General features: G+C 62.7%; 21 protein-coding genes and 2 pseudogenes. 11 read left to right on the top strand and 12 right to left on the bottom strand.

Annotated elements, in window-relative coordinates:
• Positions 1–2 precede the first annotated feature (2 nt).
• Together NG701_RS02415 and istA are read left to right on the top strand one after the other, a co-directional pair.
• Positions 3–536, top strand: coding sequence for a type 1 glutamine amidotransferase domain-containing protein (locus NG701_RS02415; protein ID WP_256475439.1), 534 nt, complete (start codon positions 3–5; stop codon positions 534–536).
• Positions 537–874: 338 nt separating this feature from the next.
• A pseudogene (gene istA, locus NG701_RS02420) lies at positions 875–1,633 on the top strand (IS21 family transposase); the annotation flags it as partial.
• 81 nt (positions 1,634–1,714) lie between these two features.
• Here istA and NG701_RS02425 read toward each other — a convergent pair.
• From NG701_RS02425 to NG701_RS21120, 3 genes are read right to left on the bottom strand one after another with little or no spacing between them, the layout of a single operon-like run.
• The gene (locus NG701_RS02425; RefSeq protein WP_252564210.1) at positions 1,715–2,734 is read right to left on the bottom strand and encodes a tyrosine-type recombinase/integrase; all 1,020 of its coding nucleotides are present in this window, start codon (positions 2,732–2,734) and stop codon (positions 1,715–1,717) included.
• On the bottom strand, positions 2,721–3,695 hold the full coding sequence (locus NG701_RS02430; RefSeq protein WP_252564212.1) for a tyrosine-type recombinase/integrase: 975 nt from the start codon (positions 3,693–3,695) through the stop codon (positions 2,721–2,723). Before NG701_RS02430 ends, NG701_RS02425 begins: the two co-directional genes overlap by 14 nt.
• Entirely contained in the window at positions 3,692–4,936 is a 1,245-nt protein-coding gene (locus NG701_RS21120) for a tyrosine-type recombinase/integrase (protein ID WP_252564213.1), read from the bottom strand. Before NG701_RS21120 ends, NG701_RS02430 begins: the two co-directional genes overlap by 4 nt.
• A gap of 259 nt (positions 4,937–5,195) precedes the next feature.
• Here NG701_RS21120 and NG701_RS02440 point away from each other — a divergent pair, with 259 nt between their 5' ends.
• The 4 genes and pseudogenes from NG701_RS02440 (at position 5,196) to NG701_RS02455 (ending at position 6,652) form a co-directional block, all read left to right on the top strand.
• Positions 5,196–5,360, top strand: a complete 165-nt coding sequence (locus NG701_RS02440; protein ID WP_252564215.1) for a hypothetical protein — start codon at positions 5,196–5,198, stop codon at positions 5,358–5,360.
• On the top strand, positions 5,357–5,575 hold the full coding sequence (locus tag NG701_RS02445) for a Mu transposase domain-containing protein (RefSeq protein WP_252564217.1): 219 nt from the start codon (positions 5,357–5,359) through the stop codon (positions 5,573–5,575). The genes NG701_RS02440 and NG701_RS02445 overlap by 4 nt, the downstream gene beginning before the upstream one ends.
• A 54-nt stretch (positions 5,576–5,629) precedes the next feature.
• Complete coding sequence (locus tag NG701_RS02450) at positions 5,630–5,905, top strand: hypothetical protein (protein WP_252564219.1); 276 nt, start codon at positions 5,630–5,632, stop codon at positions 5,903–5,905.
• A pseudogene (locus NG701_RS02455) lies at positions 5,902–6,652 on the top strand (ATP-binding protein). Before NG701_RS02450 ends, NG701_RS02455 begins: the two are co-directional and overlap by 4 nt.
• A gap of 467 nt (positions 6,653–7,119) precedes the next feature.
• On the opposite strand, the gene NG701_RS02460 reads toward NG701_RS02455, so the two are convergent.
• From NG701_RS02460 to NG701_RS02500, 9 genes are all read right to left on the bottom strand, one after another.
• The gene (locus tag NG701_RS02460; RefSeq protein ID WP_252564221.1) at positions 7,120–8,133 is read right to left on the bottom strand and encodes a 2-hydroxyacid dehydrogenase; all 1,014 of its coding nucleotides are present in this window, start codon (positions 8,131–8,133) and stop codon (positions 7,120–7,122) included.
• Between the two features lie 171 nt (positions 8,134–8,304).
• A complete protein-coding gene (locus NG701_RS02465; RefSeq protein WP_252564223.1) occupies positions 8,305–8,592 on the bottom strand; it encodes a hypothetical protein in 288 nt (95 codons plus the stop codon).
• Between the two features lie 417 nt (positions 8,593–9,009).
• Positions 9,010–9,888: an SMP-30/gluconolactonase/LRE family protein gene (locus tag NG701_RS02470; protein ID WP_252564232.1), complete on the bottom strand. Its 879-nt coding sequence runs from the start codon at positions 9,886–9,888 to the stop codon at positions 9,010–9,012.
• Between the two features lie 187 nt (positions 9,889–10,075).
• Positions 10,076–11,212: a mandelate racemase/muconate lactonizing enzyme family protein gene (locus NG701_RS02475; RefSeq protein WP_252564234.1), complete on the bottom strand. Its 1,137-nt coding sequence runs from the start codon at positions 11,210–11,212 to the stop codon at positions 10,076–10,078.
• A 90-nt stretch (positions 11,213–11,302) separates the two neighbouring features.
• Positions 11,303–12,016 (bottom strand): gluconate 2-dehydrogenase subunit 3 family protein, encoded by a 714-nt coding sequence (locus NG701_RS02480; RefSeq protein WP_252564235.1) that lies wholly within the window; start codon positions 12,014–12,016, stop codon positions 11,303–11,305.
• Between the two features lie 19 nt (positions 12,017–12,035).
• The gene (locus tag NG701_RS02485) at positions 12,036–13,706 is read right to left on the bottom strand and encodes a GMC family oxidoreductase (protein ID WP_252564237.1); all 1,671 of its coding nucleotides are present in this window, start codon (positions 13,704–13,706) and stop codon (positions 12,036–12,038) included.
• Between the two features lie 180 nt (positions 13,707–13,886).
• Complete coding sequence (locus NG701_RS02490; protein WP_252564239.1) at positions 13,887–14,504, bottom strand: type 1 glutamine amidotransferase domain-containing protein; 618 nt, start codon at positions 14,502–14,504, stop codon at positions 13,887–13,889.
• A 405-nt stretch (positions 14,505–14,909) separates the two neighbouring features.
• On the bottom strand, positions 14,910–15,557 hold the full coding sequence (dhaL, locus tag NG701_RS02495; RefSeq protein ID WP_252564241.1) for a dihydroxyacetone kinase subunit DhaL: 648 nt from the start codon (positions 15,555–15,557) through the stop codon (positions 14,910–14,912).
• Between the two features lie 2 nt (positions 15,558–15,559).
• On the bottom strand, positions 15,560–16,561 hold the full coding sequence (locus tag NG701_RS02500) for a dihydroxyacetone kinase subunit DhaK (RefSeq protein WP_252564243.1): 1,002 nt from the start codon (positions 16,559–16,561) through the stop codon (positions 15,560–15,562).
• Between the two features lie 431 nt (positions 16,562–16,992).
• Here NG701_RS02500 and NG701_RS02505 point away from each other — a divergent pair, with 431 nt between their 5' ends.
• From NG701_RS02505 to NG701_RS02525, 5 genes are all read left to right on the top strand, one after another.
• Positions 16,993–17,697, top strand: coding sequence for a cysteine hydrolase family protein (locus tag NG701_RS02505; RefSeq protein ID WP_252564246.1), 705 nt, complete (start codon positions 16,993–16,995; stop codon positions 17,695–17,697).
• Positions 17,698–17,885: 188 nt separating this feature from the next.
• The gene (locus NG701_RS02510; RefSeq protein ID WP_252564248.1) at positions 17,886–19,496 is read left to right on the top strand and encodes a sugar ABC transporter ATP-binding protein; all 1,611 of its coding nucleotides are present in this window, start codon (positions 17,886–17,888) and stop codon (positions 19,494–19,496) included.
• Positions 19,493–20,500 (top strand): ABC transporter permease, encoded by a 1,008-nt coding sequence (locus tag NG701_RS02515; protein ID WP_252564249.1) that lies wholly within the window; start codon positions 19,493–19,495, stop codon positions 20,498–20,500. The genes NG701_RS02510 and NG701_RS02515 overlap by 4 nt, the downstream gene beginning before the upstream one ends.
• A gap of 8 nt (positions 20,501–20,508) precedes the next feature.
• The gene (locus tag NG701_RS02520) at positions 20,509–21,570 is read left to right on the top strand and encodes an ABC transporter permease (RefSeq protein WP_252564251.1); all 1,062 of its coding nucleotides are present in this window, start codon (positions 20,509–20,511) and stop codon (positions 21,568–21,570) included.
• A gap of 100 nt (positions 21,571–21,670) precedes the next feature.
• On the top strand, positions 21,671–22,825 hold the full coding sequence (locus tag NG701_RS02525; protein ID WP_252564252.1) for a sugar ABC transporter substrate-binding protein: 1,155 nt from the start codon (positions 21,671–21,673) through the stop codon (positions 22,823–22,825).
• Positions 22,826–22,848: the final 23 nt, after the last annotated feature.

The raw sequence follows: 22,848 nt of genomic DNA on the forward strand, positions 1-22,848 counted from the left end.
TCCTGGAAGGCTGGTACCCGCTGCTCCGCCTGCAGGAGGCCGGAGCGGATGTCCGGGTCATCGGCAGCGGAACGAAGAACAGTTACCACAGCAAGGAGGGCTACCCGATGGAGGTCGACGCGGCCGCCGCGGACGTCAGCGCCTCGGACTTTGACGCCGTCGTTGTCCCGGGCGGCTTCGCGCCGGACAACATGCGCCTGCACCCTGAAATGATCGGTCTCGTCCGGGACATGAACGAGGCAGGCAAGCTCGTCACCGCGATCTGCCACGGCGGATGGGTCCTCGCATCCGCCGGCGTACTCAAAGGCAAGCACGCCACCGGCTACCTGCCGATCAAGGACGACGTGGAAAACGCCGGCGGCACCTGGGTTGATGAGGCTGTGGTCGTGGACGGGAACGTCATCACCTCCAGGACCCCTGTCGATCTTCCCGACTTCACCCGCGCGATCATCGCACACATGGAAGGCCGCCCGGCCGGAACCGAAGACCTTCCGCACGAGAATTCCGGGGTGGGCAATGTCAGGACAGGCGGCTAAGAAAACCATCCGCCGACTTGGGTTACCCAGCCGGGTGTGTTGGTCTGTGCTGTCGCTGAATAAGGTTCGATCCTTTTCTGGCAAGGTGGTCAAACGAATCGGCGGACCCCTCTGAAGTATCCGTGAGCGCTTCAGGTCGATCTTGTGGACCGGCCTCCGATGGTTCGGCCGGCGTGGCAGTGAATATTTGCTTTTGTGGGCTCCACCTGTGGTGCGGGTGAGCGCCATTGCCCGGTAGCGCGACTGGCGTGGTTGAGCACCACTGTTGGTGTGGTTGAGCACCACCTGAAAAGCTCCTTCCACCAGGTGACGGCCACGTGGTGGAAGGAGTACCGGCAATGGTACGGAAGATCAAGGCGAAGCTGGTGTTGCAGCTGCGTAATCAAAGCCTGTCGCGAAGAGCAATTGAGTCCGCTCATGGGATATCCCGGCACAGCATTCAGGCGGTCCTCGATGCGGCGGAGCTGGCAGGTCTCGGTTGGGATGACGTCGCCGAGCTGTCGGAGGCCGAGGTGTATTCGGCGTTGTTTCCCGGCCGCGGGGTCCGCCAGAGCGTGTTCGCGCAGCCGGACTGGGCCCGGGTGCACACCGAGCTGGCCCGGGTCGGGGTGACGTTGAAGCTGCTGCACCAGGAGCATGTCGACGACTGCGGTCGGGCGGGCCAGGCGGTGATGAGTTACGACCGGTTCTGCCGGCTCTATGGCGAACATGCCGCCGTGACTGGGGCGTCGTCCCGGGTTGGTCACAAGGCCGGCCGCAGCATTGAGGTTGACTGGTCCGGTCCCACGATGCAGCTGCTGGATCCGACCACGGGTGAGATCTCGAAGGTGTATTTGTTCGTCGCCTGCCTGCCCTTCAGCCGGTATGCGTTCGTGGAAGCGAGCCTGGATATGCGGCAGGAGTCGTGGCTGCGCGCCCATGCGGCGATGTTCGCCTTCTTCGGCGGCACCGTCCCACGCCTCGTGCCCGACAACCTGAAGACCGGGGTGATCTCCCACCCCCGCGAGGGAGAGGTCGTCCTCAATGACGCCTACCGCGAGATGGCGGCGCACTACTCGGCCGCCGTGCTCCCGGACAGAGTTCGGGCTCCGAAAGATTATTCCGAGGATTCCGTTATCCCGAGTCGTTGTCATTTTCCTTGTCTTGCCGCGGGGGGTGGCGGTGGATTCTCGGGATAACTATTTGAGGCCGGCGAGTCTGAGGATCAGGTCCTTGGGTCCCTTCCAGATCGGGGCGGGCTCGGGAGCGCTGGCGGCGGCTTTCTGGATGGCTTCGCGCACCATCTGGTTATCCGCCGAGGCATAGATCTCGGTCGTTGAAATGTTCGCATGGCCCAGGAATTCCTTGATATGCGGCAGCGGCACCCCTGCGCGGAGCATCTGCATCGCACGGGCGTGCCTCAGCTGGTGGGCGTGGATCCGCCCGGGGACCTCGGGGCAGTGCTCCCGTGCGGTGCCTGCATGCTTGTTGAGTAGGTAGGCGACGTTGTCCTGGCTCATCGGCTGGTGCCGGCCAACCCGGATCGTGTAGAAGAACAGCTTTTCCGGGGCACGGGGACCGGGGTGGAACAGATCCAGGTATTGCTCCAGGTGGCGTCCTGTTTTGTCCATGATCGGCACCGTTCTGGTCTTGCGCCCCTTTCCCGTGAGCGTCACCTGGCCGCGTCCCGGCACGGTGCTCACGTCCGCCAGTGTCAGGTCCAGGACTTCCTGGATGCGCGCGGCGGCGTCGAAGAGCAGCAGGATCAGGGTGGTGTCGCGCAGCCCGTGGGCCGTTTGTTGCCCCGGTGCCCGGATCAGCGCCTCAACGGCGGCCATGCCCAACCCGTCCGGCGCCCGCTCCGGTGTCCGTGCGGGGCGGATCCTTTTGACGTCTAACCAGACCGCGACGAGAGCAGGCTCCTCCCCGGCGCAGTATGACAGGAAGGATTTGATGGCGGCCAGCCGTTGGTTCGCCGTGGAGGCGCTCAGGTGCCGGGCATCCATGAGCCACGCGAGGAACCCAGACACAGAGCTGTAGGTGATGGCTTCGAAACCGACCTGCTCCAGTGTCAGATGCCGGGTTTCTCCAAGGTAGGCCAGAAGGGTGTTCAAGGCCGCCTTGTAGGATCTGATCGTGTGCGGGCTGACCCTGCGCGACCGGGGCAGATAGATCGTCAACCAGCTTCGAACCAGGGTGAAGAATTCATCGGATTTCATGGTGTGCCTCCGGAAACCTGGATTCAATGCCTGCATTGGCGATGCCGCGCAGCTCGGGATGGAAGTCGGCGGCCAGATGGAAGTAGTACCAGGTGTCCTCCGTATTGCTGTGGCCCAAGTGCAGGCCCAGGTAGGCGACGAGCACCTCCGGGCTCCTGCCCGCGTGCACCCACCGGTTGATCAGCTCGACCACGTGCGCATGCCGAAGGTCATAGGGTCGCGGAAGCGAACCGGGGCTCGCCACGATGAGCGGGCCAGCAGCGGACAGAAGCTCGTGGAACCAGCAGTCCGGGGTTTCCTTGCTGTAGAAATGTCCCAGATGGTTGGGGAAGAACGGTATCCGGTCCGGGTGGAAGGAGCTGATCGCGGCGTCGTAGTGGCGGCAATACTCCTGCAGATCCGGGGACATGAACACCATCCGGTCCTTGTGCCCCTTGGACTCGCGGATCAGCACCGACCCATGGGCCGGGTCGACATCGTTGCGGTGAAGCTTCCTTGCCTCGCCCGGTCGCATACCCAGGCAGTAGATCATCCGGAACATCACCGGAATGATCAGCTGGCGCTGGCCGCCATAGGGCGTCGCCTGAATCGCGTCAGCGGCATCAAACAGGGCACGCAACTCCCGGTGGGAGAAGATGTGCGGACGGTAATGGACTTGCCGACCGGGAATGCCCGCCGGGATGACATAGGCTTCCTCGCCCACTGAGACCATGTATTTGGCGAGCTGCCTGATGGGGGTGACCCGCCTGATCTGGCCGTTGACGTGCTCATCCGGGCGTTTGACGACCCATTCCATGGCCATCTCCCGCGAGAGAGTGGCCTGTCCCGGAAAGCGCTGAGCACAGAGGGTGTCGAACGCCAACAAGTGACGTTCCGAGGATTCATACGGCAACCCCAGCGCATGCTTGAGCACCAGCAGGCCCCGGATCTGGGGTGCCAGGGCGCTGGAAAACCAGTTCATGACAGCGACCCTCTCGGCTCGATGCCGGCAAAGTCCAGACAGCATTCGCGCATGCGTTCCTCGTCGGCAGCGAGGTAGTGCTTGGCCGAGGAAATGCCCCGATGGCCCAGCGCCCCGGCGATCACCGGCAACGGAGTGTCGCCCTCCAGCATCCTGGGCGCAAGAGATGCCCTCAGCACCCGAAAACCTTGCCCAGCCTCGGGCGGGGAAGCGATGCCCGTCCGCCCGAAGGCACGGGACGATACGTAATGCAACCCGTTTGAGGGTCCGAGGGCAACGTGCGGGACGTGTGCCCGAAGGAACACATGATCATCGTCCGCCAGGGCGGGCCTGTCATGGAGCAGGTAGTCGGCAATCGCCTCGCCGACATCGGCCAACAACGGCAGGACCAGCAGCGCCCCCGTTTTGTGCTGCACCAGGATGATTCGCCCGTCCCGCCAGTCGATGTTCCTCAGGCGCAGCGCCACGATGTCGACCGGGCGCAACCCGGTGCGCGCGCCCAGCAGCAGCATGGCACGATCGCGACGACCGACGACCTTGCCCGGGTCGGGCGAGGCCACCAGCATCTCGATCTGCTCGGCCGGCAGCACCGAAACGTGCCTCACACGTCGTGAAACGATCCGTGGAACCGCCCTGGCCAGGCCCGAACAGCCACGGGTTTCCTCGAGAAAGCGACACAGAACCCGAACGGCAGTTAGCACCGTCCTCATGCTGCCGGGCCTGTAGCTTTTCGCCAGAAAAACCAGGGCGGAAGCCACATCTGCACCAGTCAACTTCCCGAGGTCCGTGATTCCTTGACCCTGCCATGACGCCAGTGCCCGGCGCGCAACCGTTGCATACAGCTCTTGTGTGTCCTGGGCCAGGCCTCGGCGGCTCAGCCACGCCTGGAAGTGCTCCTGCAAAGGGCGAAACACGTGATTGAGCCGATCGTTTGGGGATGCGTGCTTCGATAGCTTCCACCCATATGTGCCGGTTTGGTCGACCTCTGACAGCACCAGGGCCGTCTTGCGCAGGATCTTGTATTTCCATTCCTTGAACCTGCCCTCGGTGCGTTCCGTGGCCAGAAACTGCAAGTACGCTGCCAAGGCCTCGTCCGTGAACTCGGTCATTCTTTGATCGGAGCAGAACACCTCGAACCGGTGCCATGCCCACCGATACTGCATCAGCGTCGACGGCGCCTGGTTAAGCCGGACGATCTCGGTGTCGGCTTTCGAGATCAGCTCACCAATGGGGATCTTCACTTCTTCCTCACCTCCATGTGAAAACGAACTGGGGTGAGTCAGCGTAATCCCGGATTGTTATCCCGACTATGAGGTCACAAAATCCGGTTCCGCAAAGGGATGCAGTCAGAAACTCGGGATAACGGAATCCTCGGAATAATCCTTCTTATCCCGAATTCGGGATAAGAAAGACAAGGCGAGCGTCGAGAACACGGTCTCTCATGTCGCGACCTGGGTCATCGCAGGGCTCAGGCACGAGCAGTTCACGTCCCTGGCGCAGTTGCGCACCCGGGTCTATGAGCAGATCGATGCCTATAACCGGCAACCGTTCCAGAAACGCGCCGGGTCCCGGCTGAGCGTCTTCACCACCGAGGAACTGCCGCTGATGCAAGCGCTGCCGGCAGCCCCGTTCGAGATCAGCACGTGGTCCACCGGCGCAAGGTGAACAAGAACGCACACGTGGTCTGGGCGAAGAACTTCTACTCCGTCCCCTTCAGCCACATCGGCTCTCTCGTTGACCTTCGCGTCACGGACACGATGCTGGAGGTCTATAAGGCTGATGAGCGCCTGACCAGCCACCTGCTGCTGCCGGCAAGCACGGTGAATCAGTTTCAGACGAACGACGCGGACCTGCCCGAGGGGCGCAGTTGGCAGGCCTAGGACCGGGCCCGGATTGAGGCCTGGGCAGCCCTGATGGGCCCGGCCACGGTGACGGTGATCGGCAAAATCTTCGAAGCAGCCTCCATCGAGGAGGCCGGGTTCGACCCGGCGTTGGCAGTGCTGCGGCTATCGCGCCGGTTCTCCCCGGCCCGGGTCGAAGCGGCCCGTCAGCTCGCGCTGCGGGGGCCGATCCGCTCCCCGCGGTATGCGCACCTGAGACCGATCCTCGATACCGGGCAGGACAAGACCGGCCACGCCCCTGAGGAGCCTGAGGGCGATGATGGCGGATACGTCCGCGGCAGCGCCTACTACGCCAGAGGGATCCGTTGAGCCGCCTGGACGGGGAGACCAAACGCAAGCTCCGGGAGATGAACGCGAGCGAGGCTGCTCGAGGCGATCGACACCCAGGACGAGACGCTGTCGATCAGTCTGTCGTTCGAAGAGCGGGTGAGGTTGGTCGTCGATGACGCCTACTCCACCTTCATGCACTCCAAGGTCGCCGGGCTGATCCGACGGGCGGGGCTGCGTTATCCGAACGCGGATTTGCGCCGCATCGACCTGCTCGACGAGCGCGGCCTGAACCGGCCGTTGCTGACCCAGCTCGGCACCTGCTCAGTCGTGACCCGGCAGCAGAACGTCGTCTTCCAGGGGTTCACCGGGTCAGGGAAGTCGTATCTGGGATGCGCGATCGCCAAACGCGCCTGCGAGCACCGCATCCGCGCCCACTACGTCCGCATGCCCGACCTCGAAGAAACCTGGATCGCCGCTCAAGACACTCCCGGCGGGTCCGGGAAGTTCCTACGCAAATACGCCGCATTCACGTTGCTCGTCATTGACGAGTGGTTACTGGACCGGCCGACAGAATCGATGCGCGGCATGCTGCTGGAGCTGATGGAGCGCCGTTACGGCGAAACGTCGACGGTGTTCTGCACCCAGTACTCGCAGAAGGACTGGCACCAGCGCCTCGGCTCCGGTGTTCATGCAGACGCGATCATGGACCGGATCATCCACAACACGATCTGGGTTGAGACGGGCACCTACAACATGAGGGAGCACACCGCGCTGGCCAGCGTGTAATCGATGACGGAGGGCGTCAGTGGCTCCCAGCCACACCACCACTGGCGCTCTCCCGCACGATCGGTGGTGCTGAACCGCACGATCGGTGGTGCTGAACCGCACGATTGGGTGGTGCTCAAAGCCTCAAATACTCAATGGCAGTTCTGGCATGGCAGTTCTGGCCGCTGAAAACAGGAATCCTTTTAGTTATGGATATCGGGTCGCGTGTTGTGGGTGATCAGCCGGGCAGCGCCGGGCGAGCGAGTTCCCTTGAAGAGCATAAAGTCGGCTGCTGAATATCACCGCAGAAGCCCAGACCTGTGTGCTCTTCCAAGCACGGTGGTGGGGGTGGAGGTGATAAGACTGAATGGAGTTCTTCCGCCATATTCGCTTCCGTAACGGTGGCATGCAAATTTTTGAAAGACCGCCGGTGGTTGCCCGCTACGGGCAGATTCCGAGGTCGGCAGGTTTCCCGACAAAGTCTGGTTTCACGGTGTCGGGTCCCCTGCCGGCTTATTCGTTCTTCCGGTGATTACGACGTTCCGTAGTGGTCGGTCGGCGGCCAGGCGGTTGATGTTTTCAATGATCTCCTGTGACCGTCCACGGAAGGTTTCTGCGGTGACGGCCGAGGAGTGCGGCGTCATGATGATGTTGTCGAGGCTTCCGAAGGGCAGCGCACCTGGTTTTCCGCGGCCGTCGGCACCGGGATGCCGGTACCAGACGTCGATGGCTGCGCCAGCGATCCGTCGATCTTTCAGTGCGAGGTAGAGAGCTTCTTCCTGGACAACGGGGCCGCGGGCGACGTTGACCAGGAGGCCGCCGGGCCCGAGCGCATCCAGTTCGGCAGGGCCGATGATTCCCGTGGTGTTGACCGCCAGGGGGACGCTGATGAGAAGGGCATCAGATTCCGTCAACGCTTCATGCAAGTTCTCCATGGTGCCTGCCCAGCGCAGCGCGTGTGCGTCCGCGGTGACGGAACCGGTCCGAGTGATGGCGATCCCTTCGGTGCCGAAGGCTTGGAGGAGTTGCCAGGATGCGGCGCCGATGTGACCGAAGCCGAGCAAGGTGACGACCGCTCCCCTGAGCGTTTCGGGCTGAGGGAGGTCCGTGCAGTAGGACGGGGAGTGCCAGATGCCGGCCCTGAGCGCGGCGTCCTGGCCAATGAGGTTGCGCCGAAGCGCAATCAGGGTTGCCGCGACGTATTCGGCCACCGAGCCTTCGTGGTGGAAGGTGTTCGCGCAAACCGCCAGGATTGGGAGCGCGTTAAAATCGATGCCGTCGTACCCTGCCCCCGCGGTGTGGACCAGCCGGATCCTGGGCCCCGCTGCTCCCATGGTCGCTGTCAGACGGGATCCGACAAACACGTCGGCGTCCTCAAGAGCGGTCAGGACCGAAGGTTCATCCCATGAGTTGTGCCAGGAGATCACCATGTCCGGCCCGAGTGCCGCTTCGAAGACGGCCCGATGGACGCGCAAGTCCGGGTCGGCGATGACGATTTTCATGACACCCTTTCATGGCTCCGACCGGAAGCGTCGTCTTCCTCCGTACCTCTGGTTCCGGCATCAGATTGCAATAATATCGATTCAGATTGACATAATTATTATTCATTAGCGGCGTGAAGCCGCAGGGGGGTGCATCCGATGCAGGAACTCGAGTTTTCGATCGTGGCGCACCTATGCTCTCGACCATAGGTCCCGTTCAAGCGTGGTACGGAAGTCGACCTCGGCGCTTGGTTGAACCTCAAAGAAGGTTGCGTTGTGGCGTGTCAGCATGAGACCGCGTCTGCGGCTCTGTGCTTGCGTTTGAGCTTGGGCCATCGCGGCACTTAACTGTTCCTGCAGCATCGCCGGATCGGTCACTACAACACTCAAAAGATATTCTTCGGTTTTCGCCGATAACGGCCGGCTGCTCTCCAGCGCCTTCGGTTCAGCCGACTTTACACCTTCTGCCGTTACATTCATTGCATCCCTTCAGGGCGTATCTTGGTTGTCGTCGCTGGGACCTGAGCCATTTAGATGTGGCACGGCTCGACCCCACCTTCTTCATCTGGGACTTCAAGGAGCTCATCTATCACGTCAAATGCACAACTCTTAGCTCCCCGTGAGCGGAAGCAACACGTTGTTGGGTCCCCACCTGCCCGGGGAAGACCTCGCCGCGGCCGGGACTCCGTCTCCGCCGGACGCGGCGATATCCCTTGGGAAAAAGTCTTCCGCGCACTGTCTGGCGTCGGCCATCAATGCCACATCGGCATCGAAGGGGAAGACGACGCCTTAAACCCCCTCCACGGCACCCCCAGCCTTGGCCACCATAAAGAAAATACGACTAGGCCAACCGCTCGGCCTCCGTACTTTCCCTGCACTGCCGCCAACCGCGGCGTCTTATCCACCGAAGGCCCAGGGGAGGCGTCCAGTCACGCCGGGTTCGATGACAAAGATGGCGCCGGCATGCGGTTCATCCGATTGCTGCCGGGGCGAAAGACCGTTCCGGGCGGAGGTGATGAACAGCTGCTTGAGGTCGGGGCCACCGAATGCGACGCTTGTGGGTCGTGTGACGGGCAGGATGACTGTTTCCAGCAGCCTGCCCGTGGGGCTGAACCGTTGGACCCGGCCGCCGTCCCACATGGCCACCCAGATGGTTCCTTCGGCGTCCACTGTGATTCCGTCGGGGGTTGCGACCGGGTCGGGGAGGTCAATGAGAACCCGGCGGTTGCTGATTTCCCCGGTTTCGACGTTGAAATCGTATGCGTCCAGGCGCCGGGTGGTCGAGTCGGTGAAGTAGAAGGTGCGTCCGTCGGGGCTCCAGTCCAGGCCGTTGGAGATGGATACTCCCGTCAGTACCGGTGCTACGTGCATGGTGGTGCTGATGCTGTAGAGGCTTCCGGCGGACGGGGAGAGGTCGGTTGCCATGGTTCCGGCCCAGAGCCTGCCGGCGGGGTCGCAGGCGCCGTCATTCATCCGGTTTCCCGGATTCTCGGCCTCAATACGGACGGCAAGTTCGAAGGCGTTCCCGTCGGGGTTGATGAATCCGATTCCGTCACGGACGGCGCACACCAGGCCCCCGGTCCGGCGTCGGGCGACCATTCCGACAGGTTGCCCGACATCGATGCTGCGGTCCTGGCCCGAGACGGGGTCGAACATGTGGATTCTGCCGGCGAAGATGTCAACCCACAGGAGTTCCCCGCGTTGCTGGTCCCACCATGGTCCTTCGGCGAGGTCGGCGCGGGCATCCAGGGCAACATCCACTCGCAGCGTTCTCATGATCCTCCAATCGATGCTGCCTGTCGGCACTGCATCGTTTACCGTGTTCTCTGCTGAAGCTTTTTACGGGCCATGCCCGCAGATACCGTCGCATCTGTGGGTCCGGTCCGAACAGGTTCCGGGATCGCACTCCGTTGGTGCGAGTGCGATCCCTGGACCGTGACGCGGTTTCAGGGGATGCGGCGGCTCATTGGAACCGGGCACCGGTAAGGGTGTATTTCTCCAAGGCCCCCTCAGGGAACTCGATGCCCAGCCCCGGAACGTCACGCGCTTCGACATATCCGCCGGTGGCGGTCAGCGGCTGTTCCAGGAGGCCGTCCCAGCCGGGTCCGCCGTAGGCGTCGAATTCGATCATTGGCGCATTTTCGCAGCTGAGGATCGTGTGAAGTCCTGCTGCCAGTGCCACCCCGGTTCCGGAGCTGCAGGCGATATGGGGCACACACAAGAGGTTCCATGAGCTGGCCATGTCAGCGACACGCTTGCATTCGGAGATACCACCGACGCTGGTGCAGTCCGGCTGGAGGACGTCGAAGGTCCGCTTGCGCAGCAGATCGAGATACTCGTACCGGGTGAGCAGCGACTCTCCCCCGGCGAGTTTGAGTGAGACTCGGTCGGCCAGCCAGGAGTGATCATCGATGTACTGGGTCAGGCTCCGGGAAAGAATGGGTTCCTCCAGCCACAGGACGCCCAGTTGTTCGAGTTCCCGGGCGAGGGTAAGCGCCTCGCGGCGGTCGAAGGCCATGTTGGCATCGACCATGATGTCGATGTCCGGGCCTACTGCGTCGCGGACCCGGGAAACCATGTCGACGCCGTGGCGGATGCTCGGTCCGTTGCGCAGCTTCATGGCGGAGAATCCCTGCTCAACAGCGGCGATTGATTCTTCCACGATCTCGTCGGTCGGTTTCAGAGACGGTGCGTAGTAGGCCTTGACCTTGGACTTGGATGCTCCCAGCAGACGGTACACGGGCTGGTTGCTGGCCTTGCCGAGAAGGTCCCATAGGGCGATGTCGATGCCGCTGAGGGCATAGGTTTCGATGCCGCGGCGGCCCCACATATGAGTGGCGTTCAGCATGTCCTGCCAGATCGAGGCGATGTCGAGCGGGTCGCGTCCGATGAGCATCGGCCCAAGCTGCTGGTTGATCAGCGGACCTACTGTTGAGAAGTACTCAGCCGAGAAACCCGCTTCGCCGATTCCTTCGATTCCTTCGTCGGTTTTCACCCGGACGAGGATGCCTCCTTTGACGTTGACTTCCATGGCCCCCCATCGCAGGGGCTCCTCCAGGGGCACCCCGACCGGGAACGCCCTTATCTCTGTTATTTTCATTCTCTTGGGTCCTTTCGCGAGTGTGGCGTGTCTGCGGACCGGCGGCCCGGCACTTCGAGGAAATGCCGGGCCGCCGGTCCGTCTTTCTGGTTACTGTTCGCGGGGAGCCGACTGGTTCAGGTACGGGATCAGGTCGTACCAGTCGTACTCGCCGTCATAGAAGTACTCGGTGGTGTCGTAGGTGCCGTCCATGGTGTCCTTCAGGGACTTCGGGCCGGGGAATCCGATGGTTTTCCATCCCATCTGGTCCTTGTTGCCTCCGTACACAGGGTCGCTGTAGAACCCTTGACGGGTGTGGAGGCACAGTGTGTCGAAGAACGGAAGGTTTTCATCGAATGAGCCCTGGAGGAAGGTCGTGACGGGTTCCTTGGTACCGAGGGTGACCTTGATTGGTTTCGGTGCGCCTGAGAGCGCAATCAGGACCTGGTCCTGTTCTTCCTCGTCAAGGTCGACGAAGTTCTTTCCGTCCAGGTTCCGCGCAATCGCGTCCAAAGCCTTGACGCCTTCACGGTAGAGTTCCTGCATCTTGTATTGTCGGCCCCGCCAGGCGTCGGCATGTTTGCCTGCGAGTTTCAGGAATCCCGAGCCGTCGGCTGCCGCGAAAATGTAGTCGATCCCCGACACGTACCGATCGATGAAGACGATCACTCGTGCTTCCCTGGCCCCCGGGTCGTGGTCTGTGGGCATGATGCGGGCCGTTGCCGCTTCGACGGTGTTCCATTCGTGTTCGGTGAAGAAGTACCGCTCTGTCGAATCCGGGTCTACGGGTTCGCCGACGATTTCCCATTCTGATTTCAGTGTCATTTCAGGACTGTCCTTTCCCTCAGGCAGGCTGTGCGAGCCGTTCGACCCGGCCCTTGGAGTAGGTATTGGCGATGTAGTCAGAGCAGCGCCAGGCGTTGGCCATCATGGTCAGGGTCGGGTTCACGCCGGTGGCCGTCGGGAAACCCGAGCCGTCAACCACGAACAGGTTCTCGACGTCGTGGGCCTGGCCCCATTCATTCAGCACGCTCTTGGAAGGGTCCAGGCCCATGCGGGCGGTGCCGTGCTGGTGGCAGGTATTGCCGGTCATCTTGTCGAGGTAGACCGGGACCGTCTTGCGGGCCCCGGCGGCTTCGAGGATCTCGGCGTTCTTATCAACCTGCCATTTGCCCATGGCGATGTCGTTGGCGTGCGGCCGGTGGGTGATGCGGGCGACCGGGAGACCCCAGGCATCCTGGACGGTCGGGTCGAGGTCAACACGGTTCGATTCCACGGGCATGTCGTGCAGGATCAGGCCGATCTTCATGGCGTGGTTGAAGTAGTTTCGGTCCGCGTCTTTGAGCGCGTCGCCCCAGGTCGGGCGCCCCGGGAAGACCCAGTTGACGGGGTGGCAGGTCTGGGAAGCGGAAATGATGCAGCCGCCGATGTGTCCGCGGTTTTCGTCCGTTTCGTAAAATTCGAGGGATCCGCCGGAGATGTAGTTGCCGGTGAAACCGTTCAACGGTTCGTCGATCTCGTTGTCGAACAAGCCGACCGCGAAGAGGTATTCGTGGAAAGTGGCGTTCTTGCCCACGAGGCCGGTGCTGTTCGCCAGGCCGTCGGGGAACTGAGAGGAGCGGGAGAGCAACATCAAACGTGCGGATTCGATGGCGCCCAATGCAAGAACGACAATCTTAGCGTCCTGCTCGACCTCGTTGCCGTCCGGATCCACGTAGAGGACCCCGGTGGCTTTCCCGTCTTTGCCCATCTTCACTTCGCGGACGAAACTTTCGGCGCGGACCTCGAAGTTTCCGGTGGCCAACGCGTCCGGGATGAAGGTTGTCAGGATGTTGGACCGGGCGCCGGACGGGTCGCCGTACTGGTTCCAGAAGCTGGTCTTGTTGAACGGGTCACGCCCGTTATGGTCGTTGGTGACCATCGCGTGAGGGATCGGGAACGCGTTGATGCCCATCTTGTTGCACGCGTCGTAGAAACGCTTCCCGTAACGGGTGGGCCGCAGGGGCGGGCTGGGATACCCCCTGGAGCGGTAGGGTTCGTACTTATCGGCGCCGGCGATTCCCGAAACCCCGAAGGCCCATTCGACCTTCGTCAGGTAGGGCTCCAGATGCTCGTAACGGAACGGCCAGTCCGCGAGGTTCATGCCGTCGACGTCGCCATGCAGGGAGCGCAGCATGAAGTCCGATTCGCGGGGCCTGGGAACCCAGCCGGCCCAGTGGTTCGTCCCGCCGCCGACCATCTGCGGCGTTGGGGAGAACGAAAAGGGCTGGGCCACTTCGTCTTCTGCGTACCGGAGGGTCCGCGGGAACAGCGTGGGGTCCGGCCACATGTAGTTGCGGTTGACGAACTTGAGCTCGTCCCCGGAGTAGTGCTCCTGGGCGCGAAGCCACGGGCCGCGGTCAAAACCGATAACCTTCAGCCCGGCCTCACTCAAGACCTTCGCCGCCGTACCGCCGTTGGCACCCAGCCCGACGACGACGACGTCAACGGGTTCAGGCTTCTTCGTTGTAGCCACTGAGATTCTCCTAAGTTCGATGACGGCACCCGTGCCGTCCGTACCTTCTCTATTTCGATTCCTCCGATGCGGGAATCGAGCCTGTGCGGTCGGGGCCGCGCGCCGCCGGGGTCGCCGGAACGCGGCCCTCCCGCCGTAATCCCGCGGTCCTGTTGCTTCTGCCGCGGGCATGGCCGCTCGCTAAGAGACGGCCACCCCGGTCTCGTACCGCGTGCCGGCAGGGTCGTTGGTCAGGTCCGTGGCGCGGTTGTGCGTCGCGTGTTCAGTTCCGACCGGGCGTCCTTCCATGTGCGCGATGATCGCGCGGGTGAAGTCGGGAAGATCGACAGGGGTCCTGGAGGTGATGACGTTCCCGTCCACGACCACAGCCTCATCAACCCAGGTGCCGCCGGCGTTTACCACGTCGTCCTTGATCGGCAGGTAGCCGGTGGCGTGCTTGCCTTTGAGTACGCCGGCGGATGCGAGGACCCATCCGCCGTGGCAGATCGCGGTGACGAGCTTGCCTGCCTCGTTCATGTCCCGGACGAGACCGATCATTTCAGGGTGCAGGCGCATGTTGTCCGGCGCGAAGCCGCCCGGGACAACGACGGCGTCAAAGTCCGAAGCGCTGACGTCCGCGGCGGCCGCGTCGACCTCCATCGGGTAGCCCTCCTTGCTGTGGTAACTGTTCTTCGTTCCGCTGCCGATGACCCGGACATCCGCTCCGGCCTCCTGCAGGCGGAGCAGCGGGTACCAGCCTTCCAGGATCTGGTACTCATCTTCAATCAACAGGGCAATCTTGGATCCATGCAAACTCATGGGGTCGCTACCTTTCTCATTGTGTGAATTCAAAACGGGGATTAAGGCCCCGCCCATCCGGGGCGGCTTCTGCGTCCCGACCATGCAGACCCGGCGTCCGGACAGTTTCGGAACGGCCGGTGAACGCCGGAAAACTGTTCCGGTCCTCTCCCGTGCCCTTCGCGTCCAATCATCCGGTCATCAGGTGGTCTGAACTCTGCCGTATTTGCATATCGATGTCAAGGGTTTGAAATCGTCTGCGGCCGGATGGCTGCGCTCGTTAAATCCCGCGGCATGGGGACCACGAGCCCCACGCACGACGGGCGTTCCCGGAGAGCGATAGCCCCGGGACACCCCCTGCAAGCGGCCCGCCCGATCCACGCGGGACAGAGCGGCGGGAAGCTCTCCTTGTAGAAAATGCGTGGCCTATCCGAGTGTCCTGGCTGCCGACCGGATCAGCATGGCAACAGAGGTTGCGCCGGGATCGATGAACCCCCGGGACTTCTCGCGGGCGTAACTCGATTTCCCTTTACGGGCGACCATGTCGGCGGTCGCATCACGACCGGCCTCAGCCGCTGCCGCGGCGGATTGCAGGGCCTCCGACGGGGACTTCTTCGCCGTCAACTGCGCCCGCAGCGCCTGGACGGAGGGCGCCAGCGCGTCATACATGGTCTTGTCCCCCTGTTTGACGTTGCCGCGCTCAACGACGCCCTGCGCGGCCGCCTCGAAGGCGTCCGACAGCAGCCCGGCGTTGATCGACGGCGCGTCGCCCACGGTACGGGCCATCCGCAGGAAGATCGTTCCGTAGAGGGCTCCGCTGGATCCGCCGACCGAGGACACGATGTGCAGGCCGACCTGCTTGAGGAACTCCCCGGGAAGCGCCGTGCTGTCCCAACCCGGCACGGACTGCAGCAGTGCCGACATCCCGCGCTCCATATTCGAACCGTGATCTGCGTCGCCGCTGGCGGCATCCAGATCGCTGAGGACGACGTGCTGCTCGATGATCTGGTGTGCAAAGTCCAGGATCCAGCGCTCCAGGTCCGGTCTGGTCAGGCTCATCTCCATGGTTGTCATCCTCATCGTCCCCATCTCAGTGCGACTGTCTGGACCGGAGCATCCCAAAGCCTGGTCAGCTCCGGGTCAAGTTCCAGGAAGGTTACGGCGGCTCCGGCCTGATCGAGGGAAGTCACGAAATTTCCCACCAGCTGACGTGTGACACGGGCGCCGCGGGCTTCCGCCGCCGCGGCAAGCTCACCGGCCAGAAGATACATTTCCTGGTGCGGAGTGGCTCCCATCCCGTTGACAAGCATGAGCAGCTCGGCGCCTTCCGCCGGCGCGATGTCGGATAAGACCTCGTTGACCATCAACCGCGCAATTTCCTGTGCGCTTGACATCGGGACCCGTTCGCGCCCGGGTTCACCGCTGATGCCGATGCCCAGATCCATGTCGGCATCGGCAAGTTCGTAGACAGGTTTTCCGCGTGCAGGCGGAGTGCACGAGGACAATCCGACCGCGAACGTCCCGGACCGGGAGACCACCTTCTGGGCAAGGGCCAGCACTTCGGCCAGCTCCGCACCTTCCTCGGCGGCGGCCCCGGCGATCTTTTCGACAAGAACCGTGGCCCCGAGGCCCCTCCGGCCGGCGGTCTCCCCGTCGTCGGGAATCGATACGTCATCATTGACGACAACCTGGGCCACTTGGATATCTTCGAAAAAGAGGATCTCCTGGGCCATCCCAAAATTCATGACCTCGCCCGTAAAATTCTTGATGATGTGCAGAACACCCTTTCCCGAGTCGGCGCGGCGGGTGGCGGCCACGATCTGATTCGGGACCGGAGATGTGAAGATCTGCCCCGGTGCGGCGGCATCAAGCATTCCGTAGCCGACGAAACCGGTATGCGTCGGTTCGCAGCCCGACCCCCCGCCGCCCACAAGGCCCACCTTGGGACGCGAGGGAAGTTCCCGGCGCTGAAGCACGCGGTTGCCGGCGTCCCAGTCCAGGATCCCCCGGTGCGCGCCGACCAGCCCTGCCACGTAGTCATCGACCGCGGCAGACGGTTCATTCATGAATTTTTTCATCGGCTTTCCACTACCTCCGGCACTAAGACCGCGCGTTATGTCACGGTCGCCCCGATCATATTTATTGGTTCGATGACCGGGTGGTCTGACCAAAAGTTTTCCCCAGGAACCCGTTCCCGTCAATCCCCCGCCTCCGGCTTCCCAAAAAAATCGGCGCAACTGCTCCATCCCGGATGACCCTGAAACACGAAACCGCCCCTGGTCGCCCCGCACCGAGCAGCGCACGTTAAGCGCCATCCCGGCCGCCGTGACAGAAATCACGGAAAGGTATTGACAGAGATCTTGGTCCTCTCGTAGTGTTCAGACCACCGGATCACCTGCCATCCAGTTCTCTGTGCAGGGCAGGTGGCCCGTGAGGCTTGAAGTCCGCGGCCGCGCGGAAAACCGATGGGCGCCGGCGATGCTGCCGGCACCCGCAACAAGGAGAAGAAATGTCGTCACTGGACTACACCTACGAAAACATTGATAAAGTCATCGACCGTTCGCACTACCTTGCTCCGACCATCGATCCAAAGAAGACGATGCTGCTCGTCCTCGACATGCAGAAGGCCTGCGCAGAGCCCGGCGGGGCAATGTACATTCCCAGCGTCGGCGGTGCCCCGGAGGGCAAGGACGTCATCGAGCCGGTGAAGAACGTGCTCGAAGCCTGCCGCGCAAAGGGGATCCCGGTCGTTTGGTCCCTGTGGGGCCTGCGCGCGGATGGCAAGGACGCCGGCTATGCCGACGTCAAGTGGGGCCTTGAAGGTCAGCTTGAAAGCTTCCCCGGGTCCTGGGGCAACGGCGGCGACGAGCTCGTGGATGAGCTCAAGCCGCTCGACGACGAGCCCGTGATCCGCAAGCACCGCTTCTCCTCGTTCTACGGCACCCCGCTGAGCGAGTACATGCGCCGCGCGGGGGCCGACACCCTCGTCGTCGCAGGACTCTCCTCGGGCAACTGCCAGATTGCCACGGCCATCGACGGCGCCAACCAGGACTACAAGATTATTGTCCTGGCCGACACCACCGCCGCCATTCCCTCGGGCCAGGACGACCCGCCGGGCTACGGTCAGCACTGGGAAGCGCTGCGCAACATCCAGGCCAACCACGGCGACGTGCGCACGAGCAAGGAATTCCTCGAACTCATCGACGCCGCCTGAACTGTCTGCGGTGCGCGGACCTCGTCCCGCCGACCTCCGGCGGGACGAGGTCCTCGACAGCACCTGCTGCCCCAGACTGACAGCAGCCTTCCACTGGACCGTGGCAGCCATCCGGTGCAAGTTATCAGACCACCGGGTTACCGGGGTACCAGCTCTGAAGCCGTTTCTCGACAATGAGGTCACCTGGAATGAACAACAACGAAAACTCTCAAAGTGTCCCTGCCGGACCTGCCGATCAGCCCATCGTGTCCGTGCGGGGAATCGGCAAGGTCTACCCCGGAGTCGTGGCCCTGGCCGAGGTCGACATCGACCTGCGTCCCGGCGAAATCCACGGGCTCCTCGGCGAGAACGGGGCGGGGAAGTCGACCCTGATCAACATCCTTTCCGGAACAGTGTCCCCCACGGCCGGAACTATCCGGGTCTCCGGCTCCGAGGTCACCATCGCCACTCCCCGCGATGCCCAGGACCTCGGCATCTCAACCGTCCACCAGGAACAATCCCTGGCCCCGAATCTCACCGCGGTGGAAAACATCTTCCTCGGCCGCGAAATCATCACCGGCAGGAACCGGCTCGCCGGCGTCCTCGACGAAAAGGAAATGCGCACCCGGGTCCTTGAACTCGCGCACGAGTTCGGCCTCACCGACCACGACATCAAAGTCCCGGTTGAGGCCCTCGGTGCCCTGAAACAGCACGTCGTCCAGATCATCAAAGCCCTGGCCTTCCGGACACAGGTCCTGATCCTCGATGAACCCACCTCCGGGCTGGCGGACCACGAACGCCTCACACTGTTCAGCTATATGCGCCAATTGCGCCAAAAGGGCATCTCGCTTCTGTGGGTCACCCACCGGCTCGACGAGCTCTTCGGCCTGGCGGACACCATCACCGTGCTCCGCGACGGTCGGCTTGTCTCAACCGTGGACCCTGCCGAGCAGACCGCGGACTCGCTCGTCCGTCTCATGGTCGGGCGCTCCAACCTTGCCGCGCGGGAAGACATCGTCGCGGAAGGGCGGGCCCACGGCTTCACCGGAGCCCGGGACGAAGTCCTGCGGCTGGAATCGGTCACCCGGCACCCCCTTCTTCATGAGATCAGTCTGTCCGTCCGCCGGGGGGAGGTCCTCGGGCTGGCGGGCATCGCCGGGGCTGGGCGCACGGAAACCGCCATGGTGGTCCTGGGCGCCGACCACCCGGACTCGGGAAGCATCTTCCTGCATTCCAAACCGGCCCTCATCCGATCCCCCCGCGATGCCCGGAAGAAAGGCATCGCCTACGTTCCCGAAGAGCGCAAAACCCACGCCATTCTCGGGGACTTCTCGGTCAAGAGGAACATCACGATCTCGGACCTGAAAAAGACAGCCGCGGGAGGACTGTTCCTCCGCGGCGGCCAGGAGACCGCGACCGCCAAAAAATATGTCCACGACCTGGGGGTGAAAACGAGCTCAGTGCAGGAAAAGATCCGCAACCTCAGCGGCGGGAACCAGCAGAAGGTCATCATCGCCCGGTGCCTCTTCACCGAGCCCGACCTGATTATTTTCGATGAGCCGACCCAGGGCATCGACGTCGGTGCCAAAGCCGAGGTCTACCGTCTGATCTACGAATTCGTGGACCAGGGCGGAGCCGCGATCGTGATCAGCTCCGAGTTGCCCGAACTGATCCGCGTATCAGACCGCATCGCCGTCATGCGCGAAGGAACCATCGTCGGCGAGCTTGAGAGCACAGGCCGGGATGAAGCAGCCTCCGAAACCAGCGAACTCGGCGAACGGATCATTTCTCTGGCCACCCGAGGAGCAGTCGCAGCATGAACATTTTCCAGCGTTTTTCACGAGTACTCGCCATTGACGGCGTCGCCGTTTCGATCGTCTTCCTGATCATGTGTGTCTACTTTGCCATCGCATCACCCTATTTCCTCAGCCCGGACAACATCTACAACACCTTCGTCGAATCCGTTTCAGCGGTGCTGCTGGCGGCCGGCCTGACCTTCGTCCTGATCAGCGGCGGAATCGACCTGTCCATCGGGTCCAACATCGGTCTGAGCGCGGCCGCCACGCTCTTCGCCATCATGAACGGAACCCCCACCGCACTCGCCGTCCTCGCCGGGATCGCCACCGGGCTGATCTTCGGTCTCGTGAACGGGGCCTTCGTTGCCCGGTTCGGGGTGAGTGACTTCATCGTCACTCTAGCCACCCTGAGCATAGGGGCAGGCGTGCTCCAGGTCTTTACCGCCCGCACTCAGCTCACCGGCACCACGGACAGCTCCTTCCTCGCCCTCGCAGGCGGGAAGATCGCCGGTGTCCCGACAGGCGTGCTCATCACGGCCGTGATTCTGATCATCCTGGAGGTCGCGCTTGTCAAGACACCTTTCGGACGTACGGTCTACGCCGTCGGCATCAACCCGAACGCAGCATACCTGGCCGCGGTCAGCGTGCGCAGGACCAAGTTCGCGGTCTTCGTCATCTCCGGAATTGTCGCTGGCGTCGGTGGCGTGCTCCTGGCATCCAAACTCAATTCCGTCCAACCCGGGCTCGGGGGCGGTTATGAACTCACGGCGATTGCCGGTTGTGTGGTCGGCGGTGTCGCCCTGGCGGGCGGCCGTGGAAGCATCTGGCGGGCCGCGCTCGGAGCCTTCTTCCTTTCCATCCTCAGCCGTGGCCTGCAGCTGATCGGTGTCGACCCGCTGTGGTTCTCGATCGTGACCGGTGCGGCCATCGTCGCCGCGGTGGCTTTCGACCGCGGCGCCCAAAAATGGCTGCAGTCCATGCTCCGACCGGTATCCCCCTTAACGGTCGCAACCCAGAATCCTCAGTGAGGCCCGACATGTCTTCTTCCCTGAACACACCTGCCCTCGGTTACCGGTTCGAAAGGCTCCTCGCCAAACCGGGCTCCGGCCTGATCTTGCTGCTTGTCCTTTTCATCATCGCGATGACCTTCGTGTCGCCTGCCTTCCTCAGTTTCGGAAACTGGGAGAACATCGCCAACCAGGCTGTTTTTGTGCTCCTTCTCGCGCTGGGCATGACGATCGTGCTCATCGCGCGCGGAATCGACCTGTCCGTTGGTTCCGTCATGGGCCTCTCGGCCGGCGTGTGCGCCTTCCTGATCAATCAGGGACTGATTCTCCCGCTCGCATTGTTCGCAGGCATCGCCTGCGGACTCTTCTGCGGCCTGTTGAACTCACTGATGATCACAAAACTGGGGCTGCCCGACTTTGTTGCGACTCTCGCCATGCTCGGTGTTGCCCGAGGCGTGCTCTTCCTCTGGACCAAGGGAACACCCTTCACCCGCTACATGACGCCCGAATACAGGCTCGTCGGAGGCCAGGTCAAGCTCGGAGGGATCATCAGCATTCCAATCATCGTTGCCATCATCCTCTGCATCCTCGTATCACTGATGCTGCGCAAATCGGTTATCGGGCGCCATCTGTACGCTGTCGGCGGCAGCCCGGACGCAGCCCGGCTCTCCGGTATTTCAGTCCCCGCCGTGAAGACGTTCGCCTACGTGGTCAGCGGCGGCTGTGCCGGCCTGGCCGGCGTCATCCTCGCAGGGCGCGCCACCAACGTCGCCCCCACCCTGGGAACCGGCTACGAAATCCTGGCCATCACCGCCGCCATCATCGGCGGCGCAGCCCTGACCGGGGGACGCGGCCGGATGGTCGGCGCCATACTCGGAGCCCTGACCATCACACTGATCGCCAACGCCATGAACATCGCCGGCATCACCTCCGAATGGCAGCAGGTAGTCACCGGAATCATCCTGTTGCTCGCCGTGCTTCTTGACCGTCTCACGGCGTATTTCAAGCAGCGCCAGACCAGCGCAGAAATCGAACACTACCCGCAACAAAAACCTGCCCCCGCGACCGTGGCCAAGCAGGCCCTGAGCTGATCCACCATTCCCGGCACCGGACCAGTCTGACCCACCAATGCCGACCCTGCCAAAACACCGCATCCCCGCCCCACAGCCTGAATTTCAAAGGAGAAATACAATGACAACAACCCCTCCCCGGAACGAGAACCTGACGTCAGGATCCACGCGCCGCCACCTCCTCGGGGCAGGTGCGCTGATGGGAACGCTCGGTCTGCTCACCGCCTGCACAACTCCTCCCGGCGGATCGACGGCCGGTGGCGGAGGCGGAGGCGGCGGCCAGGAAGGCACTGCGGATTTCACCGCCGCTGTCAAGAAACTCGTCAACGGGCGCACCCTCCAGGTCGGCTTCACCCCCCCGGTGCTTTCCGAGTACTACACCCAGATGGAAAACGCCGCCTTCACCCGGATGGCACAACTGGAGCAACTGTACGGAGTGAACTGGAAGTGGGAGAAGTCCTCACCCACGGGCAACTTCAGCGCCGTTGAACAACAGATCAGCACCGTCCAGACCTGGACCAGCCGGAAGTTCGACATCGTTTTCATCTGCACGGGCGCGAACTTCGCGACCATGCAGGGTGTCTACAAGACCGCAATGGATGCGGGCACCAAGATCTTCCAGTTCAACCAGCCCGTCGAACTGTATCCGGTCGAGCAGATCAACACCGTCTCTAACATCGGCTACGACAACCGCTGGCAATCCGGCTACGTGGCCGGAAAGTTCATCGCGGACACCCTCAAGGGCAAGGGCAAGATCGTCCAGATCATGGGCCCCGCCGGTTCCGACTGGACCAAAGCGCGACTGATCGGCTTCAACCAGGCCATGACCGAAAACCCTGGCATAGAGGTAGTCGGCAGCGCCGACGGTGGATACCTGCGCGACAAAGGACTCTCCGCAGCCCAGGACCTTCTCACGCGTCACCCCGACATCAACGCCATATATGGTGAGAACGAGGACATGGCACTCGGCGCTTCACAGGCAGTCGACGCCGCAGGACTGAAACAATGGGACGGCTCACAGGGCATCGTCATCGTCGGAGCCGACGGGTTGCTGTCAGGTATGGATGCAATCCGAAACGGCAAGCTGACAGCTTCGGTGGACGTGAACTCCGTCGACAATGGAACCAAGATGATTGACACCGCGTTCCAGTCCGTCGTCCTGGGAAATTACGTCCCGAAGATTTCGAACATCACAACCCACCTCGTGACCAAGGACAACGTGGAAACGTACTCCGCCTACATCAACGGCATCATGTCACCCCCGAAGAAATACTGAACCGGGCACTCCACCGTGCCCGC

It is taken from the genome of Pseudarthrobacter cellobiosi (assembly GCF_023913815.1).
GTDB classification, from domain to species: Bacteria; Actinomycetota; Actinomycetes; order Actinomycetales; family Micrococcaceae; genus Arthrobacter; species Arthrobacter cellobiosi.

What these genes read in the sequence shown, in the direction of transcription:
- NG701_RS02480 (WP_252564235.1), bottom strand. Translation starts at nt 12,016, where the DNA reads ATGACACTGAAATCAGAATGGGAAATCGTCGGCGAACCCGTAGACCCG.
- NG701_RS02500 (WP_252564243.1), bottom strand. Translation starts at nt 16,561, where the DNA reads ATGAAAAAATTCATGAATGAACCGTCTGCCGCGGTCGATGACTACGTG.
- NG701_RS02430 (WP_252564212.1), bottom strand. Translation starts at nt 3,695, where the DNA reads ATGAACTGGTTTTCCAGCGCCCTGGCACCCCAGATCCGGGGCCTGCTG.
- NG701_RS02510 (WP_252564248.1), top strand. Translation starts at nt 17,886, where the DNA reads ATGAACAACAACGAAAACTCTCAAAGTGTCCCTGCCGGACCTGCCGAT.
- NG701_RS02465 (WP_252564223.1), bottom strand. Translation starts at nt 8,592, where the DNA reads ATGAATGTAACGGCAGAAGGTGTAAAGTCGGCTGAACCGAAGGCGCTG.
- NG701_RS02460 (WP_252564221.1), bottom strand. Translation starts at nt 8,133, where the DNA reads ATGAAAATCGTCATCGCCGACCCGGACTTGCGCGTCCATCGGGCCGTC.
- NG701_RS02515 (WP_252564249.1), top strand. Translation starts at nt 19,493, where the DNA reads ATGAACATTTTCCAGCGTTTTTCACGAGTACTCGCCATTGACGGCGTC.
- NG701_RS02475 (WP_252564234.1), bottom strand. Translation starts at nt 11,212, where the DNA reads ATGAAAATAACAGAGATAAGGGCGTTCCCGGTCGGGGTGCCCCTGGAG.
- NG701_RS02520 (WP_252564251.1), top strand. Translation starts at nt 20,509, where the DNA reads ATGTCTTCTTCCCTGAACACACCTGCCCTCGGTTACCGGTTCGAAAGG.
- NG701_RS02505 (WP_252564246.1), top strand. Translation starts at nt 16,993, where the DNA reads ATGTCGTCACTGGACTACACCTACGAAAACATTGATAAAGTCATCGAC.
- dhaL (WP_252564241.1), bottom strand. Translation starts at nt 15,557, where the DNA reads ATGACAACCATGGAGATGAGCCTGACCAGACCGGACCTGGAGCGCTGG.
- NG701_RS02525 (WP_252564252.1), top strand. Translation starts at nt 21,671, where the DNA reads ATGACAACAACCCCTCCCCGGAACGAGAACCTGACGTCAGGATCCACG.
- NG701_RS02470 (WP_252564232.1), bottom strand. Translation starts at nt 9,888, where the DNA reads ATGAGAACGCTGCGAGTGGATGTTGCCCTGGATGCCCGCGCCGACCTC.
- NG701_RS02425 (WP_252564210.1), bottom strand. Translation starts at nt 2,734, where the DNA reads ATGAAATCCGATGAATTCTTCACCCTGGTTCGAAGCTGGTTGACGATC.
- NG701_RS02490 (WP_252564239.1), bottom strand. Translation starts at nt 14,504, where the DNA reads ATGAGTTTGCATGGATCCAAGATTGCCCTGTTGATTGAAGATGAGTAC.